Annotated in this window: 14 protein-coding genes and 1 pseudogene; 13 read left to right on the top strand and 2 right to left on the bottom strand. The window is 70.4% G+C overall.

The window, feature by feature from the left end; translation table 11 throughout:
- A pseudogene (locus AB0H83_RS37230) lies at nucleotides 1–509 on the top strand (hypothetical protein); the annotation flags it as partial.
- 226 nt (nucleotides 510–735) lie between these two features.
- Nucleotides 736–1083 carry a DUF6401 family natural product biosynthesis protein gene (locus AB0H83_RS37225; RefSeq protein WP_360103491.1) on the top strand — a complete coding sequence of 116 codons (348 nt, stop codon included), beginning with the start codon at nucleotides 736–738 and terminating at the stop codon, nucleotides 1081–1083.
- Between the two features lie 73 nt (nucleotides 1084–1156).
- On the opposite strand, the gene AB0H83_RS37220 is transcribed toward AB0H83_RS37225, so the two are convergent.
- Both AB0H83_RS37220 and AB0H83_RS37215 read right to left on the bottom strand, forming a co-directional pair.
- On the bottom strand, nucleotides 1157–2167 hold the full coding sequence (locus AB0H83_RS37220) for an ABC transporter ATP-binding protein (protein ID WP_360103489.1): 1011 nt from the start codon (nucleotides 2165–2167) through the stop codon (nucleotides 1157–1159).
- Nucleotides 2167–3213 (bottom strand): ABC transporter ATP-binding protein, encoded by a 1047-nt coding sequence (locus AB0H83_RS37215; RefSeq protein WP_360103487.1) that lies wholly within the window; start codon nucleotides 3211–3213, stop codon nucleotides 2167–2169. The genes AB0H83_RS37220 and AB0H83_RS37215 overlap by 1 nt, the downstream gene beginning before the upstream one ends.
- A gap of 117 nt (nucleotides 3214–3330) precedes the next feature.
- Between AB0H83_RS37215 and AB0H83_RS37210 the strand changes: the two genes are divergently transcribed.
- The 11 genes from AB0H83_RS37210 to AB0H83_RS37160 all read left to right on the top strand — a co-directional run bounded on the left by AB0H83_RS37210 (nucleotide 3331) and on the right by AB0H83_RS37160 (nucleotide 15722).
- The gene (locus AB0H83_RS37210) at nucleotides 3331–4674 is read left to right on the top strand and encodes an amidohydrolase family protein (RefSeq protein WP_360103485.1); all 1344 of its coding nucleotides are present in this window, start codon (nucleotides 3331–3333) and stop codon (nucleotides 4672–4674) included.
- 23 nt (nucleotides 4675–4697) lie between these two features.
- Nucleotides 4698–5978, top strand: a complete 1281-nt coding sequence (locus tag AB0H83_RS37205; RefSeq protein ID WP_360103483.1) for an amidohydrolase family protein — start codon at nucleotides 4698–4700, stop codon at nucleotides 5976–5978.
- A 37-nt stretch (nucleotides 5979–6015) separates the two neighbouring features.
- A complete protein-coding gene (locus tag AB0H83_RS37200) occupies nucleotides 6016–6543 on the top strand; it encodes an Lrp/AsnC family transcriptional regulator (RefSeq protein ID WP_360103481.1) in 528 nt (175 codons plus the stop codon).
- Nucleotides 6536–7606 (top strand): succinylglutamate desuccinylase/aspartoacylase family protein, encoded by a 1071-nt coding sequence (locus tag AB0H83_RS37195; RefSeq protein ID WP_360103479.1) that lies wholly within the window; start codon nucleotides 6536–6538, stop codon nucleotides 7604–7606. Before AB0H83_RS37200 ends, AB0H83_RS37195 begins: the two co-directional genes overlap by 8 nt.
- Nucleotides 7603–8667 (top strand): succinylglutamate desuccinylase/aspartoacylase family protein, encoded by a 1065-nt coding sequence (locus AB0H83_RS37190; protein WP_360103477.1) that lies wholly within the window; start codon nucleotides 7603–7605, stop codon nucleotides 8665–8667. The genes AB0H83_RS37195 and AB0H83_RS37190 overlap by 4 nt, the downstream gene beginning before the upstream one ends.
- Nucleotides 8664–9611 carry a nickel ABC transporter permease gene (gene nikB, locus AB0H83_RS37185; RefSeq protein ID WP_360103475.1) on the top strand — a complete coding sequence of 316 codons (948 nt, stop codon included), beginning with the start codon at nucleotides 8664–8666 and terminating at the stop codon, nucleotides 9609–9611. Before AB0H83_RS37190 ends, nikB begins: the two co-directional genes overlap by 4 nt.
- Nucleotides 9604–10521 (top strand): ABC transporter permease, encoded by a 918-nt coding sequence (locus tag AB0H83_RS37180; RefSeq protein WP_360103473.1) that lies wholly within the window; start codon nucleotides 9604–9606, stop codon nucleotides 10519–10521. The genes nikB and AB0H83_RS37180 overlap by 8 nt, the downstream gene beginning before the upstream one ends.
- 45 nt (nucleotides 10522–10566) lie before the next feature.
- Nucleotides 10567–12138 (top strand): ABC transporter substrate-binding protein, encoded by a 1572-nt coding sequence (locus tag AB0H83_RS37175; RefSeq protein WP_360103471.1) that lies wholly within the window; start codon nucleotides 10567–10569, stop codon nucleotides 12136–12138.
- Nucleotides 12139–12174: 36 nt separating this feature from the next.
- Nucleotides 12175–13623, top strand: a complete 1449-nt coding sequence (locus AB0H83_RS37170) for an amidase (protein WP_360103469.1) — start codon at nucleotides 12175–12177, stop codon at nucleotides 13621–13623.
- A gap of 1 nt (nucleotide 13624) precedes the next feature.
- The gene (locus AB0H83_RS37165) at nucleotides 13625–14590 is read left to right on the top strand and encodes a bile acid:sodium symporter family protein (RefSeq protein WP_360103467.1); all 966 of its coding nucleotides are present in this window, start codon (nucleotides 13625–13627) and stop codon (nucleotides 14588–14590) included.
- A 103-nt stretch (nucleotides 14591–14693) separates the two neighbouring features.
- The gene (locus AB0H83_RS37160; RefSeq protein WP_360103465.1) at nucleotides 14694–15722 is read left to right on the top strand and encodes a membrane dipeptidase; all 1029 of its coding nucleotides are present in this window, start codon (nucleotides 14694–14696) and stop codon (nucleotides 15720–15722) included.
- The last annotated feature ends 89 nt before the right edge of the window (nucleotides 15723–15811 follow it).

The raw sequence follows: 15811 nt of genomic DNA, 5'->3' as shown, positions 1-15811 counted from the left end.
CCGCGGTAAGAGACATCGTGTCCAGCGCGTTGGGGGGACTCTCCTACGGCCGCGCGGTGGCGAACATCGCCTCCGTGTTCATCCTCGGTATCGGCATCATCGCCGCGCTCAACCAGATCGGGGTGGCGACCACCGTCACGACCCCGATCCTGATCGCGGTGCTCGCCGCCGTGGCCGGCATCCTGATCGTCGGCGTCGGCGGCGGTCTGGTGAAGCCGATGCAGGCACGCTGGGACAGATGGCTGGACCGGGCGGAGACAGAGTCGGCCCGCCGCTCCGAACTCCCGAAGGCGTACGCGGCCGGCCAGAGCGACGCCGAACGGCTGATGGCAGAAAAGCCGCAGCCCGCCGCCACACCCGTCGCCGCCGGCCAGCAAGCCCCCTCGGCGTCCCGTGACCAGTCCCCCGGCCAGCGGGCCACCCGCCCGCCGTCACCAACGCCCGCGGCGGACGACGACACGCAGGCCATGCCCCCGCAGACCGGCCAGCGGCCACCGACGGCCCGGTGAGCGGGTGCGCCGCCGCGCGATGGTTGCGACCCTCCCGGGCCGTGCCAGCGCCGCTCCCGTAAGCGGCAACCCGGCAGTCCCGCGGGCACGCGGGATTGCCGGGTCCGGCAGACCGTCCCGGACTCGCCCGGTCGGCCAGTCGACCGGTAGCCGAACGGGCATAATGCCAGCAAAGGAGCGGTTGCCGCTTTTTCGCCCCGGTACGGCCTCTCTATGGTCGTACTTCATGAGCCTCCCCGCCTCGAACCTGGGCGCCGACCACGCAACCATGCAGATGCTGCTTGGTCGCCTCCACCGACAGATCGGCGCCGCCAGCCTCGCGGCGGCAGCTGTGACTCCCGGCCTGTCGGCGCAGGTCGACCAGCACGCAGCCGAGGTGCGGAACCTGCTCGGCGTCCGGGGCCGTCGGCCGACGCTCGCAGTGTTGGCCAGCTACGCCGACGGACTCCTGGACGGGGCGATCGACCGCGGATGGCAGACGCCGCAGCACGACCTGGCGGGCTGGGTCGGCCCTGACGCTGTGACGGTCCGGCTCATGGCGCTGTGCGCCTTGGCCCGCAGCGCCGTGGCGTAGCGGCAGCACCAGCGCGTCTGCACCCGTCCGGCCGCTCCCCACACCCGCCTCGACGAGCTGCGCGCCGGCGGGGTCAGTCCGGACCGGGGAAGTGGCAGGCGAAGGCGTGACCGTCATCCGTGACGGTCAGGGTGGGCTCTTCCTCGGCACAGATGGACTTTGCCCGCCAGCACCGGGTGCGGAACCGGCACCCTGAGGGCGGGTTGGCCGGGTTCGGCACGTCACCGCGGAGGATGATCCGCTGCCGGGCCGCCTCTGCCTGCGGGTTTGCCACGGGTACGGCCGAGAGCAGCGCCTGCGTGTATGGGTGCATCGGTCGTTCGTACAGGTCGCTGCGACTCGCCAGTTCGACGATCTTGCCGAGGTACATCACCGCGACCCGGCTCGACACGTGCCGGACGACTGCCAGGTCGTGGGCGATGAAGAGGTAGGTCAGGTTGAGCTCCCGCTGAAGGTCCTCAAGCAGGTTGATGATCTGCGCCTGCACCGAGACATCCAGCGCCGAGATGGGCTCGTCGGCGACGATGAGCCGGGGACGCACCGCCAGCGCCCGGGCGATCCCGACCCGCTGCCGCTGTCCACCGGAGAGCTCGTGTGCGTAGCGGTCGACGAACGTGCGACTCAGGCCGACGGCGTCGAGGAGTTCGTGGATGCGGGTCCGCGCTCCCCCGGACCCGACGGACGCGTCCATGCGCAACGATTCGGCCAGGGTGGTGCCGATCGTCATCCGCGGATTGATGGAGGCCAGGGGGTCCTGGAAAATGATCTGCAGCTGCGGGCGCATGCGTCGCATCGGCCCGGATCTCAGCTCGGTCAGCTCGATCCCGTCGAACCGGACCGAACCCGCGGTCGGCCGGTAGAGCTGAAGGACGGTGCGTCCGGCGGTGGACTTGCCGCAGCCGGTCTCGCCGACCAGGCCCAGCGTCTCCCCGGCGGCGATGTCGAAGCTGATGCCGTCGACCGCGCGGAGCACCCGCTTGGGGCTGCCCGGAAGTCCACGTTGGAGGGTGAAGTGCTTGGCCAGCCCGGACACCTCGAGCAGGGGTCTGGCCGTGGGCTTCATCGGCACGTCCACTGTGGTCATCAGGCTGCCCTCTGGTAGTTCGCGGTCAGGGCTGGGCGCTGCGCCCCGCGCAGCCAACCGCCGCCATCGACGAGCTGGGTCCCCCAGCACCGGGTCTCGTGCTCGGGCTGGCCGGGCTCGACCGGCCGCAGGTCCGGCTCGCGTTGGCCGCAGATCTCGCGCCGATACGGGCACCGGGGTTCGAAGCGGCAGCCCGGCATCGGTTTCGCAAGGTCAGGTGGCTGGCCCTCGATCGGGATGAGCCGTTCCCGTCGGGTCTCCTCCAGGCGGGGAATGGACTGCAGCAGCCCCCAGGTGTACGGCATCTGCGGGTTGTCGAAGATGGCCCCGGTGGGCGCCTTCTCCACGATCCGGCCGGCGTACATCACGTTGACCCGGTGGGCCATCCGGGCCACCACGCCGAGGTCGTGGGTGATGAGCACGAACGCGGTGCCGAGCCGCTCCGCGAGGTCCCTGAGCAGTTCGAGGATCTGGGCCTGGATCGTCACGTCGAGCGCGGTGGTGATCTCGTCGGCCAGCACGATCTTCGGCTCGCAGGCCAGCGCCATCGCAATCATGACGCGCTGCCGCATCCCGCCCGAGAACTGATGCGGATAGTCGCCCAGGCGCTCCGCCGCGGCCGGGATGCCGACGAGTTCCAGCAGTTCGACCGTGCGCTCCCGGGTCTGGCGCCGGGTGGTCCGCCGGTGGAGTTCGAGCGTCTCGCCGATCTGCCGGCCGATCGGCATGACCGGGTTCAGTGACGTCATCGGGTCCTGGAAGACCATGGCGATGTCGTTGCCCCGCAGCCGGCGCATCTCCTTCTCGCTGAGGTCGAGCAGGTTCTTGCCGTTGAAGATGATCTCACCGGAGGACGTGGCGGCGGGAGCGGGCGGCAGCAGCCGCATCAGCGATGTGGCGGTCGCCGACTTGCCGCAGCCGGACTCGCCGACCAGCCCCAGCGTCTCGCCTGCGGCGAGGTCGAAGCTCACGTCGTCAACCGCCCGGACCTCGCCGTGGCGGGTCCAAAAGCTGGTGCGCAGGTTCCGCACTTCGAGCAACGCCACAACTGCTCCCTCCACCGGGCGGGCCTGACGAGCCCAAGATAGCAAAGAACACCCTTGATCGCTACGTCATTCGGCGCTAAACTGCCATTTGTTTACGAAATTCGTAACAGTCAAGCGTTGAGGAGGCCGCTGGTGGTGTTCGCCTACTCGCCCGCCATGACAGACTCCGTGCTGCGGCCGGCCGACGGTCAGACCGTGGTCATCGCCGACGTCCGGGTGATCGACGGCACCGGCACCCCGGCTGGCGACCCGGTGTCGGTGGTCATCGAGTCGGGGCGCATCCGCCAGATCACGCCGGCCGGGGCCGGGGGCCCGGATGTCGCCGACGGCGCTTCCGGCGGCACTGCGGCGGTGCAGCGCATCGACGGCCGGGGCATGTACCTCACCCCTGGCCTCATCGACTGCCACGTGCACCTGTACGGCAGCCGCGGCCGGCACATCTTCCACAAGCACGTGGAGGCGACGCCGTCGGTGCGGCTCATCCGGGCCGTGCAGGACGCGAACGCGGTGCTGCGCGCCGGCTTCACCACGGTCCGCCACCTCGGGCACGGGGACGCCGACCAGGCCGAGGCGCTGCGGCGGGCGATCGCCGGCGGGCTGGTGGCCGGTCCGCGGATGCAGACCTGCGGCTGGGCGATCTCGCAGAGCGGTGGCCACGGGCTGGTCGCCGGGTGGCCGCGGGAGATGGCGGAGCGGCTGCGTCCGCGCAGCGGTTTCGCCGACGGTCCGGACGAGGTCCGCAAGCTGGTCCGGCGCAATCTCGGCGCCGGCGCGGAGTGCATCAAGATCTACGCGACCGAGGGTCTGGTCGGCTCGCCGGACCACCGCATCGACATCCCGAACTTCACGGCGGCCGAGATCGAGGCGGCGACCGACGAGGCCCACCGTCGCGGCGCCCGGGTGGCGGCCCACGCCACCGGCCTGGCCGGGTCGGTCACCGCGGTCCGGGCCGGCGTCGACACCCTGGAGCACGGCCCGCACGCGCCCGACGACGAGCTGCTGGACCTGATGGCGGCCAGCGGTGCGGTGCTGGTGCCGACCCTGTCGGTGTTCGAGTGGGCCGGCAGCGCGTCGTCGGAGCTGTCCGAGCACCTCGCCAACCGGGCCACCGGGTGGCTCGACGGCCGGCGGGCGATGGTGCGTGCCGCACTGGCCGCCGGCGTGCGGGTGGCCGTGGGGTCCGACTCCGGTGCCCCACCGCGGGGCGGCCACAACGCCGACGAGGTGCTCGCACTGGGCCGGGCCGGTCTCACCCCGCTCCAAGCCCTGCGGTCGGCCACATTGGACAGTGCCTACGCGCTCGGGCTCGACGGCGACGTCGGCTCGGTCGAGGTCGGCAAGTGGGCCGATCTGGTGCTCTGGCGCCAGGATCTCGCGACCGACCTGGCCGTGCTGGCCGAACCGTCGGCGATCGAGCTGATCATCCAATCCAGCTACCGCCAGACCGGAGTGAGGCCATGACGAGCGCCGGCCAACATGACGTCGTGCTGCGACCGCATGAGCGCATCGACGACAAGCTGATCAGTCTCAACGACCGCAGCGGCATCACGGTGCTGCGCGGGGCGACGGTCATCGACGGGATCGGCGGAGTCCAGCCCGACGCGACGGTCGTCATCGACGGCACCCGGATCCGCAGCGTCGACGGCCCGGCCGGCGCGCCGGCGGTTCCGGGCGGGGCCCGTGTGCTGGAGCTGGCCGGGCTGACCGTGCTGCCCGGCCTCATCGACGCGCACATCCACTTCCTCGGCAAGGTGACCACGCAGGAGGGGATGGCGCAGCTCCACCCGGCCCCGGACCTCCGGTTCCTGCGGGCGGCGTTCGAGCTGCACGAGACGCTGACGTTCGGCGTCACCACGGTGCGGGCGCTGGGACACGGGCCGGCCGAGCACACCTACGCCCTGCGGGCCGCCGTGCGGGAAGGACTCATCCGGGGCCCGCGGATCCAGACCAGCGGCTGGGCACTGTCGCAGTCCGGTGGCCACGGTGACGTACCGGTGCTGCCCACCGCGTGGGTCGAGGAGCACTGGCCGCGCTCCGCCTTCTGCGACGGGGAGGTCGAGTGCCGCCGGATGGTGCGCCGCAACTTCGGTGAAGGGGCGGACCTCATCAAGGTCTACTCGTCCGACAACCGGGGCAGTCTGGCCGACTTCACGGTCGCGGAGCTGACCGCGATCGCCGACGAGGCCCATCGTCGCGGCTGTGCCGTGGCCACCCATTCCAAGACGCACGAGAGCATTCGCAACGCGCTGCTCGCAGGCATCGACACCATCGAACACGGTGCGTCCGAGGTGCATCCCGACCTGCTGGACACCATGGCCGAGCAGGGCGCCTATCTGGTCCCGACGCTGGCCACCGTGCACCGGCTGGCCGTCGAGGGACGCGAGTGGAACGCCACCACGGCGACCATCGAGCGCTGCAAGCGGGAACTGGACGGCCGCCAGCGCGTCGTCGCGGCCGCCATCGAGCGCGGCGTCAAGATCATGACGGGTTCGGACGCGGCGGCGCGGGCCGGATTCGGTCTGCTGTCCACCCGGGAGCTCGCTCTGCTCGTGGACGCGGGAATGTCCACGATGGGCGCTGTCGCGGCCGCGACCAGCACGGCGGCCGCCGGCCTGCGCCTGGACCAGCACATCGGCTCGGTCACGGCAGGGAAGGTGGCTGATCTGATCGTCGTAGCCGGCGACCCGCTGGCCGACATCGCAATCCTGCAGGATCGCGCGCGGTTGAGGTACGTCCTTCAGACCGATGAGGCATTGACCAATTAGCCTTTTGCAACCCGATCCGTTGCACGAAGGAGTAACCATGACCGAGCTGGACGACATCGAGCGCCACCTACTGGCTGAGCTCCAGGTCAACGCGCGCCAGACCAACACGGAACTCGCGGCGAAGGTCGGCCTGACCGAGGGCGCGATCCGCCGGCGGATGGGCCGGTTGCTGGCCAGCGGACTGGTGAAGGTGGTCGCGGTCGTCGATCCGGAGCTGTACGGGCTGACCACCCACGCCGTGATCGGGCTCAAGGTCGACCCGAGCCAGGTCCGGGGCATCGCCGCGGCCGCGGCCGACATGCCGGAGCTGAGCTACGTCTACGAGACCACCGGCCAGTTCGACATCATCGTCGTGGGCTACTTCGTCTCGACCGACGAGATGCGGGACTTCCTGCAGCAGAAGCTGGTCCAGCTGCCGGGCATCCGCTCCACCGACACCTTCGTCGTGATGCGCTCGGTCAAGCGCCCGATCCAGTTCGACAAGGTCCGCGAGCAGGCCGAGTTCGGACCCGCCATGTCGGGTCCGCCGGAGTCCAGAACCGAAGTCGGAGGGCCGAATGGCTGATGCTGTCTCACTCCTGCTGGCCGGACGGACGGTCGTCCCCGGCCGGCACGAGGTGGTCGGGATCCCGGTCACCACCGGGCTGAACGGGGCCGACCTGCGGCTCTGGGTCCATGCCCTGCGCGGCTGGTCGGCCGGGCCGACGGTGGCCCTGATCTGCACCATGCACGGCGACGAGTGGTTCTCCATCGCACCGCTGCGGGAACTGGTGGCCCGCATCGATCCGCGCCGGATGAGCGGGACGCTGCTGGTCGTCCCGGTGGCGAACCCGCCGGCGCTCGGCATGCAGCAGCGCAACACCCCAGACGACGCCGACAGCCCGGACCTGAACCGGGCTTTCCCGGGCACCCACACCTGGCGGATCGATCAGCTGGCCCGGACCCTGACCGAGCACGTGCTGAACATCGCCGACGTCCTGCTCGACTTCCACATGGGCCCGTGGGGATCCACGTTCCGGGACGTCCTGATCGGGGACGACTACCCGGACGCCGCCGTCGTGGCGCGGTCCGAGGAGCTGGCGCTGGCGTTCGGCTCGCCCATCATCCGCCGGGCCGGGGTGGTGCGGAACTTCCCGGGCCCGCGGTCGTCGATCGGGTACGCCGGCGGCGTGCTGGGCATCCCAGCCCTCGGCGTGGAGGTCGGCGGCGCCGGCTTCGGCCCGGTGCTGGAGAGCGCCTGGCGGAAGTCCACTGTGGATGGCGTGATGGCCGTCCTGTCCGCGCTCGGCATGGTCGACGACCTGCCGCCGCCGCGCCCGGCCCGGCAACTGATCTACCGCACCAGCCACCGGGTGAACCCGTCCAAGGGCGGCCTGCTGCGCTCCCGGTTCGGCGGGGCCGCGCTGGCCACCGAGGTCACCGCCGGCACCCTGCTCGGCGAGGTCATCAGCCCGTACACCTTCGAGGTGATCGAGGAGCTGGTCGCCCCGGCCGACGGAATGCTCTTCTACACCGCCCGCGACCACCCGGTCCACCCCGGTGACTGGGCCTTCGGCATCGCGCAGACCTCCGATCCGCACGCCCGGTGGGTCGTCAACGAACCCGGCACTGTGGACGGTGGGCGATGAGCATCGAGTTCAGCCAGTACGAGGCCCTGGCCGCCGACGAGGCGACCCCGCCCGGGCGGCGGTCGGTCCGATCGGTTCCGGTCTTCACCGACCTCGACGGCTCCGACATCGCGCTGGTGATCCACGCCGTGGTGGGGGCCCGGCCCGGTCCGGTGCTGGCCCTGCACACCGCCCTGCACGGCAGCGAATGGCTGGTGGTGGACACGCTGCGCCGGCTGGTCGAGGGGCTCGACCCGGCGGAGCTGTCCGGGGCGGTGCTCGCCCTGCCCGTGGCCAACCCGGTCGCCTTCTCCAGCGGCACCCGCAACACGCTCGACGAGTCGGACAGCCCTGATCTGAACCGGTCATTCGGCGGCGAACAGACGTGGATCGCCGACCAGCTGGGCCGGGCGATCACAGCCGAACTCTACGCACGCGCCGACGCCGTGATGGACTTCCACTGCGGGATCTGGGGATCGGCCATGGGCTCGGTGACCTGCGGGCGCGACTTCAACGACCCGGGCGTGTCCGAGCGGGCCTTCGCGCTGGCGACCGCGTTCGGACTGGAGCACGTCCGGCGCAGTGACCTCGCCACCCGGTTCCCCGGACCGAAGAGCGGTGTCGGCTACGCCGGTCAGGTCCTGGGCATCCCGGGCGTCATCTCCGAGGTCGGCGGCGCCGGGTTCGACCCGGAGCTCGAGGAGCTGTGGGCGCAGAAGAACCTGCGGGGCATCCGCGGGGTGCTCCAGGAGCTGGGTGTGCTGACCGGCCCGCCGCCACGCGCGGACCGGATCCTGGTGTACGACGGCGTGGTCCGGGTCAACCCCAGCACGGCCGGGATGCTCGAGCCGGTGTTCAAGCCGGAGGACATGATGCGGGTCGAGGTCCCCCGGGGCACGCTGCTCGGCCGCGTGTGGAGTCCATACACCTTCGAGGTGGTGGAGGAGTTGCGCGCCCCCGTGCGCGGCATGGTCGACATGGTGTGCCGGGACTATCCGGTCCGCCCCGGCGATTGGGCGTACATCATGGTCGATCTGGACGCCGACGGAACCCACTGGGTGGATCGGAGCGTGACGACGTGATCCGCGTCATCCTCACCCGGATCCTGGCCACCGTCCCGGTCCTGCTCGGCATCGCCGTCGTGGCGTTCTTCCTGGTCCGCCTGATTCCCGGCGACACGGTCAACGTCCTGATGGGCCAGGACTTCTCCGATCCGGTGCTGGAAGCGGAGATGCGGGCGTTCTTCGGCCTGGACCAGCCGCTGCCGGTCCAGTTCTGGGACTGGTTCTCCGCGCTGCTGCAGGGCGACCTCGGCCACTCGATGCGCAGCGGCGAGCCGGTCACCCAGGAGATCCTGCGCCGGTTCCCGATCACCGTGGAACTGGCCATCGCCGCCCTGCTGATCTCGCTCACCGTGTCGATCCCGGTCGGCATCTACACCGCCCGCAACCGCAACAAGGGCGCCGACGCGGCCGCCCGGGTGGCCTCGCTGATCGGGCTGTCGCTGCCGAACTTCTGGCTGGGCATCCTGCTGATCTACCTGTTCTCCGTCTACTTCGGAGTCCTACCGTCGAGCGGGCACCGGGACTTCGCCTTCACCTGGCAACATTTCCAGTACCTGATCCTGCCGTCGGTCACCCTCGGGCTGAGTCTGGCCGCCGTCACCATGCGGATGACCAGGTCATCGATGCTGGAGGTGCTGGGCCAGGACTACATCCGCACCGCTCGGGCCAAGGGCCTCGGGGAGCGGGCCGTGGTGCTGCGTCACGGCCTGCGCAACGCCCTCATCCCGGTGGTCACCGTGCTCGGCATCCAGACCGGGGCGCTGCTCGGTGGCACCGTCGTCATCGAGCAGGTCTTCTCCTGGCCCGGGTTGGGCAGCCAACTCGTCCAGTCCATCCAGGACCGCGACTATCCGATGGTGCAGGGGCTGACCGTGTTCCTTGCCTTCTTCTTCGTCCTGGTCAGCCTCATCGTCGACATCGCGTACCGGTACCTGGACCCGAGGATGTATCGCCGTGGCTGAGAACACCCCGATCGCCATGTCCGCGCCGGCCTCGGAGCCCGGCCTGCCGGCCGACGCCGGCCCGCGCCGGACCCGCCGCGGTCTGCGCGTGCTGCGCAACCTGATGCGGGACCGGACCGGCGTGGTCGGGGCGGTGCTGGTCGGCCTCGCCCTGTTCGCCGCCCTGTTCGGCCCGCTGCTGGCGCCGTACGACCCGAACCTCATCCACCCGGACGCGCGGCTTGCCGCCCCGGGCGCGCGGTTCCTGCTCGGCGCGGACGAGCTCGGCCGCGATGTGCTCAGCCGGGCGCTGCACGGCGCCCGTATCTCCATTGTGGTCGGTGTGCTCGTGGTGCTCTGCGCGGGCGCCATCGGGGTGACCGTCGGCCTGCTCTCGGGCTACGCCAAGGGACTGGTCGACGGCGTGGCGATGCGGGTCATGGACGTGCTGTTCGCGTTCCCCACGCTGCTGCTCGCGATGGCCGTGGTGGCGGTCCTCGGCACCGACATGCGGAACCTCATCGTCGCTCTGGTCCTCGTCTACATCCCCGCGTTCGCCCGGGTCGCCCGCGCCTCGACCCTGAGCGTGGTGGAGGAGCCGTACATCGAGGCAGCCCGTGCGGTCGGCCTGCCCCATCGACGCATTCTCTTCCGGTACGTCCTGCCGAACATCATGCCGCCCGTGCTCGTCCAGGCAACGATCAGTCTGGCGTACGCGATTCTGGTCGAGGCCTCGCTGAGTTATCTCGGCCTCGGCGTGCAACCTCCGGACGCCTCATGGGGTTCCATGCTGGCGACCGGCAAGCCCTACCTGGAACTGGCCGCATGGCTGTGCATGGTGCCCGGTCTGGCCATCATGCTGACCGTCCTTGGTTTCAACCTGCTCGGTGACGCTCTCAGAGATGTCCTGGATCCCAGGCTCCGCCGCTGAGCCACGGCCAAACCCTTCGAAGGAAAGAAAGGTAGCGAGAGCAACATGAGTGTGGTTCCGCGCGCGCTGAAACAGGTGGCCGGCTTAGCCCTGGTCGCGATGCTGATGACCGCCTGCTCCAACACCTCCTCCGACTCCCCGGCCGACGACGCCACCCCGCAACGGGGTGGCACCCTACGGATGCAGCTGGTACGAGACACCGCCGGGGCGGGGTACGACCCCGGCAAGACAACGGAGTCGGTCGTGTACACGGTCGACAGCCTGATCTTCGACACCCTGCTGGAGGCCGACCCGAACGGCAACCTGAAGCCGGGCCTTGCCGAGAAGTGGGACATCTCCAGCGACGGTCTGGTCTACACGTTCACCCTGCGCAAGGGCGTCAAGTTCCATGACGGCAGCGACATGACCGCGACCGATGCCAAGTACACCATCGACCGCATCCTGAACCCGGACACCAAGTCGCCCCGGCGCAACGTGTTCGCGGCGGTCAAGTCGGCCGAGGCCACCGACCCGACCACGCTCGTGATCACCCTGTCCAAGCCGTACTCGCCGCTGTTGAACGTCCTGGCCGACATCACCGCGGGCATCGTGCCCAAGGCGGTCGTCGAGGCCAAGGGCGACGGCTTCTCCGCCGCCCCGGTCGGCACCGGGCCGTTCAAGCTGGTCGAATGGCGCCGCGACCAGCAGATCAAGCTCGCCGCCAATTCGGCCTACTGGGTGTCCGGACAGCCGTACCTCAACGGTATCGACATCTCCTTCAACGCGGACTCCAATGCCCGGGCGGCCAACGTCCGGTCCCGGACGATCGACTTCCTGTGGAACGCGCCGCCCGAGCTGTACTCCGTCCTCAAGGCGGACAAGTCGGTGCGGGTGGCCGGAGGCAGTGGGACGACGTCGTTCCAGTACATGTTGCTGAACATCCAGAAGGCCCCGTTCAACGACGTGAAGGTACGTCAGGCCATCTTCACCGCGCTGAACCGGGACGAGATCCGGACCATCAGCCGGCCCGACACGACCGCGACGCTCAACGGTGGCTTCCTGCCCGACGGGCACTGGGCCGCGCTGTCCACCCCGGTCAACAAGTTCGACGTGGCGCGGGCCAAGTCGTTGCTGTCCGAGGCCGGCCAGGCGGCCGGGTTCCCGCTGGAGATCCTGGTGCTCAGCGGCTCGGACTTCCATGTCCGTACCGGTCAGGCGGTCCAGCAGCAGCTGCAGCCGCTCGGCATCACGGTCAAGGTGACCACGGTGGATTCGGCCCAGCAGCAGCAGCGGCTGCGGGACGGCTCGTTCGACGCGGTGGTGACCGGGTTCTCCGGCACGCTCGACCCGGACGAGCGGCTGACGCAGACCTTCGGTACCGGCGGCGGCACCAACTACGCCAAGTTCAGCGACGCCGAGGTGGATGACCTCATCGCCCAGGGCCGGGCGACCACGGACCAGGCGAAGCGGGCCGACATCTACCGGCGGGTCCAGCAGCGGCTGGCCGAGACGGGGCCGATGGCCTTCACCTACAACTACAACTTCTTCGATGTCATGACCGCCGATGTGCACGGCTACGAGTTCAACCCGACGACGGTCAACTACCGGTCGTTGCGGCAGGTGTGGCTCACGCAGTAGGCGATCAGACCAAGCTGACGGTACGGACGGAGGAACATGAGCAGTGACCAGAGGACCGGTGGACACCTCCGTCCTGCCGTCGGCGAGGGCACGCGGATCGGGTCCGGCTCGATCGGCGAGCTGGGCGCGGCGTTGCGGGCCGGTGCCGTGTCCGCGGTCGAGCTGGCCCGCCAGGCCCTGACGCGCGCGGCCTCGCTCGGCCATCCGTATGTGGCCATCGCGGCGCTGACCGCCGCCCGGGCCGAGGCCGAGGCGTCCGCGGCCGACGCCCGGCTCCGCAGCGGAGCGTCGGATCCGTTGCTCGGCATCCCGTACGGCGCCAAGGACATCATCGCGGCCCGCGGCGCCCCCACGAGCTGGGGCGTGACGAGCCTGCTGGAGCAGATCCTCGACCAGGACGCGGTGGTGGTGGACCGTCTGCACCACCGGGGCGCGGTCCTCGTCGCCAAGCTGGTCACCAGCCCGCTCGCGGGTGGCGGCGGGACCGACCGGCCGGGGCTGTCGGCGCACGGCCAACCCCACAATCCGTGGGCGCCCGAGCGCTACGCGGGCGGATCGTCGAGCGGCTCGGCGATCGCCGTGGCCCTCGGGATCGTGCCGTTCGCATTGGGCTCGGAGACCGGGGGCTCGACGATCCAACCGGCCGCGTACTGCGGCGTCACCGGCTACCGGCCCACCTGGGGGCTGATCCCCCGTACCGGGGTGATGGGCCTGTCATCCGGGCTCGACAAGGTCGGCGTGCTCGCCCGGACGGCCGAGGACTGCGCGGTCGTCGCCGACGCGCTGTCCGGTCAGGACGGGACGGACGCCGACTGCCTGGACCCACCCGCCGGTGCGGCGCCTGAGCCGGCCATCGACCGGCTCGTGGTCGGCATCTCGCCGGGCGATTTGGACCGGGTGGCCCCGGCGATGCGGGGCACGGGCCGGCGGGGCTTGGACGAGCTGTCGGCGCTCGTCGGGGAGGTCCGGCCGGCGGAGATCGCGCCCGAGATCGGCTACGGCCCCGCGATCGAGGTCATCGTGTCGGTCGACGCCGAACGGTCGCTGCGGGAGCTGGTATGGAGCCCGGACACCGAACTGCCCGACCCCGGCCAGCTGGCCCGGTTGCGGGCGGCCCGCGACATCACACCGGCCGACTACGCACACGCGCTCGAGGTCCAGGAGCTGACCCGGCGGGAGTTCGCGCGGATCTTCGCCTCGGTCGACCTGATCGCCGGAGTGAGCGTCTCCGACCAGCCGCAGCGCCGCGACGTGCCGCGCCGGCCACGGGGCACGGCGTCCGTGGCGGACCGGCTGCTGGCGGCCGCGAACCTGGCCGGACTGCCCGGCGTGGCCATCCCGTGCGGGCTGGACGACGACGGGTTGCCGGTCTCACTGCACCTGGTCGGACCGCGCCACCGGGACCGGATGCTGCTCGCGGTGGCGGCCCGCTACCAACGGGCCACCCGCCATCATCTCCTGCGCCCGCCGGCCGGGGGCGACTGACGTGCGGTGGCCTCGCTGGATCCCGATCGATCCCTACGTCGCGCTGATGCTGGCCACGGTCGCCATCGCCACCGTCCTGCCGGCCCGGGGTGCGGCCGCCCCGGTCGCCGCGGTCGTCACCAAGCTCGCGGTCGGACTCCTGTTCTTCCTGTACGGGGCCCGGATCTCGGCCGCGCAGGCCCGGGACGGCGCGGGCCACTGGCGACTGCACCTGGCCGTGCTGCTCACCACGTTCGTGCTCTTTCCGGTCCTCGGCATGCTGGCCACGCCGCTGAGTCCGGCCGTCCTCACGACCGACCTCCACCAGGGCCTGCTCTTCCTCTGTGCGGTTCCGTCCACGGTCCAGTCGGCCATCGCGCTGACCTCGATCGCGCGGGGTAACGTCCCGGCCGCGATCTTCAGCGCCTCGTTCTCCAGCGCGGCCGGCATCGTGCTGACCGCGGTGCTGGTGCTGATCCTCATGCGCGGCACCGACGGTGTGCGGATCACCGCCGGCTCGGTGCTGGACATCGCGCTGCAGCTGCTCCTTCCGTTCGTGGCCGGACAACTGCTGCGGCCCTGGATCGGCGCCTGGATCGAGCGACAGAAGCGGCTACTGACCACTGTGGACCGTGGTTCGATCCTGCTCGTCGTGTACACGGCGGTGAGCGCGGGGGTGGTCGCCGGCCTCTGGCGGCGCGTCAGCGCGGCGCAGGTGCTCGCCCTGCTCGCGGTGGAGGTGGTCCTGCTGGCGGCGGTGCTGGCCGCCGTCGCCGCCGGAACCCGGGCGCTCGGCTTCAACCGGGAGGACCGGATCGCGGCCGTGTTCTGCGGATCGACGAAGAGCGCGGCGGTGGGCGTACCCATGGCCACGGTGCTGTTCAGCACCGCCACCGCGGGGGTGTTCGTGCTGCCGCTCATCCTGTACCACCAGCTCCAGCTCATCGTGGGCGCGACGCTCGCCCGCCGGCTTGGTCCGCCGCTCTGACCCGACCAGCAGATCCCTCGACCGGGCGTGCCGTCAGGCATGGCAACACCCCCCAACCAGGAAGGCAACCAACGTGCAAACGGGTAACTCTCTCGATCTGTCGGTGGCGGACCGGGCGACGGCGAAGGCCGCGTACGACGACGCGATCGTCATCGACTGCTCCACCGTGGCGATCGTGGACTCCTGGCTGGAGAAGACGATCCAGGACGAGTTCTTCGACAAGATGATCCAGGGTGGGGTCACCGCGACCAGCGTCACCGTCCCGCAGGGGTCGGCGTCGGGCAGTTCGGTCGTCGCTGCCATCAAGCAGCTCAAGGCGCATCGCGAATGGATCGAGGCGGCTCCGGACAAGGCCATCCTGTGCCTGACCGCGGAGGACATCCGGCGGGCCAAGCGCGAGTCGCGGGCCGGCATCATCTTCGGACCGCAGAACGCCGACATGCTGGAAGACGTCATCGACACGGTGGGACTGTTCCACTCGATGGGCCTGCGGGTGATGCAGCTGACCTACAACACCCGCAACTATCTCGGAGACGGCTGCCTCGAGCCGGGCAACGCCGGACTGAGCCTGTTCGGCCACGAGGTGGTCAAGGCCATGAACGAGTACGGCATCGTCGTGGACCTGTCCCACTGCGGCGACCGGACCACGGCCGAGGCGATCGAGGCGTCGAGCCAGCCCTCCATCTTCTCCCACGCCAACGCCCGAGCGGTCTTCGACCACCCGCGCAACCGCACCGACGACCAGATCCGGGCGATCGCCGAGAAGGGCGGCGTCATCTGCCTCACGCCGTTCAGCAGCTTCGTGCAGGAGAAGGTCGGCGAGGCGGCGCCGCTGGACGCGTTGGCGAAACACTTCGAGCACGTGGTCAACCTCGTCGGCGTCGAGCACGTCGGACTGGCCACGGACATCAACGAGAACAACGAGACCCGCCGGATCTGGCACCGTCGCGAGAACCCGGACGTGGTCGGCCAGGCCCGGTACCACAACTATCCCATCGGCTTCGACGGCGACCTGCGCAACTACGGCGTCTACGCCGAGTTGTTCACCAAGCTCGGCTGCACTCCGGACGAGGTCGGCGCGGTCATGGGCGGCAATCTCGTTCGCGTCTTCGAGACCGTGTGGGGCGGCTGACCCTTCGCCCGCGGGACACCCGGGGCACCTTCCCGGCCGGCCGGGAAGGTGCCCAGAGAACCTGCGATGTGACGCGTGCGGCTCTGGAC

Origin of the sequence: Dactylosporangium sp. NPDC050688 (genome assembly GCF_040654515.1) — a bacterium.
In the GTDB taxonomy this organism is placed as follows: Bacteria; Actinomycetota; Actinomycetes; order Mycobacteriales; family Micromonosporaceae; genus Dactylosporangium.
Note: the sequence above shows the minus strand (reverse complement) of the source record. Positions and strands in the feature narration are given on the sequence as shown.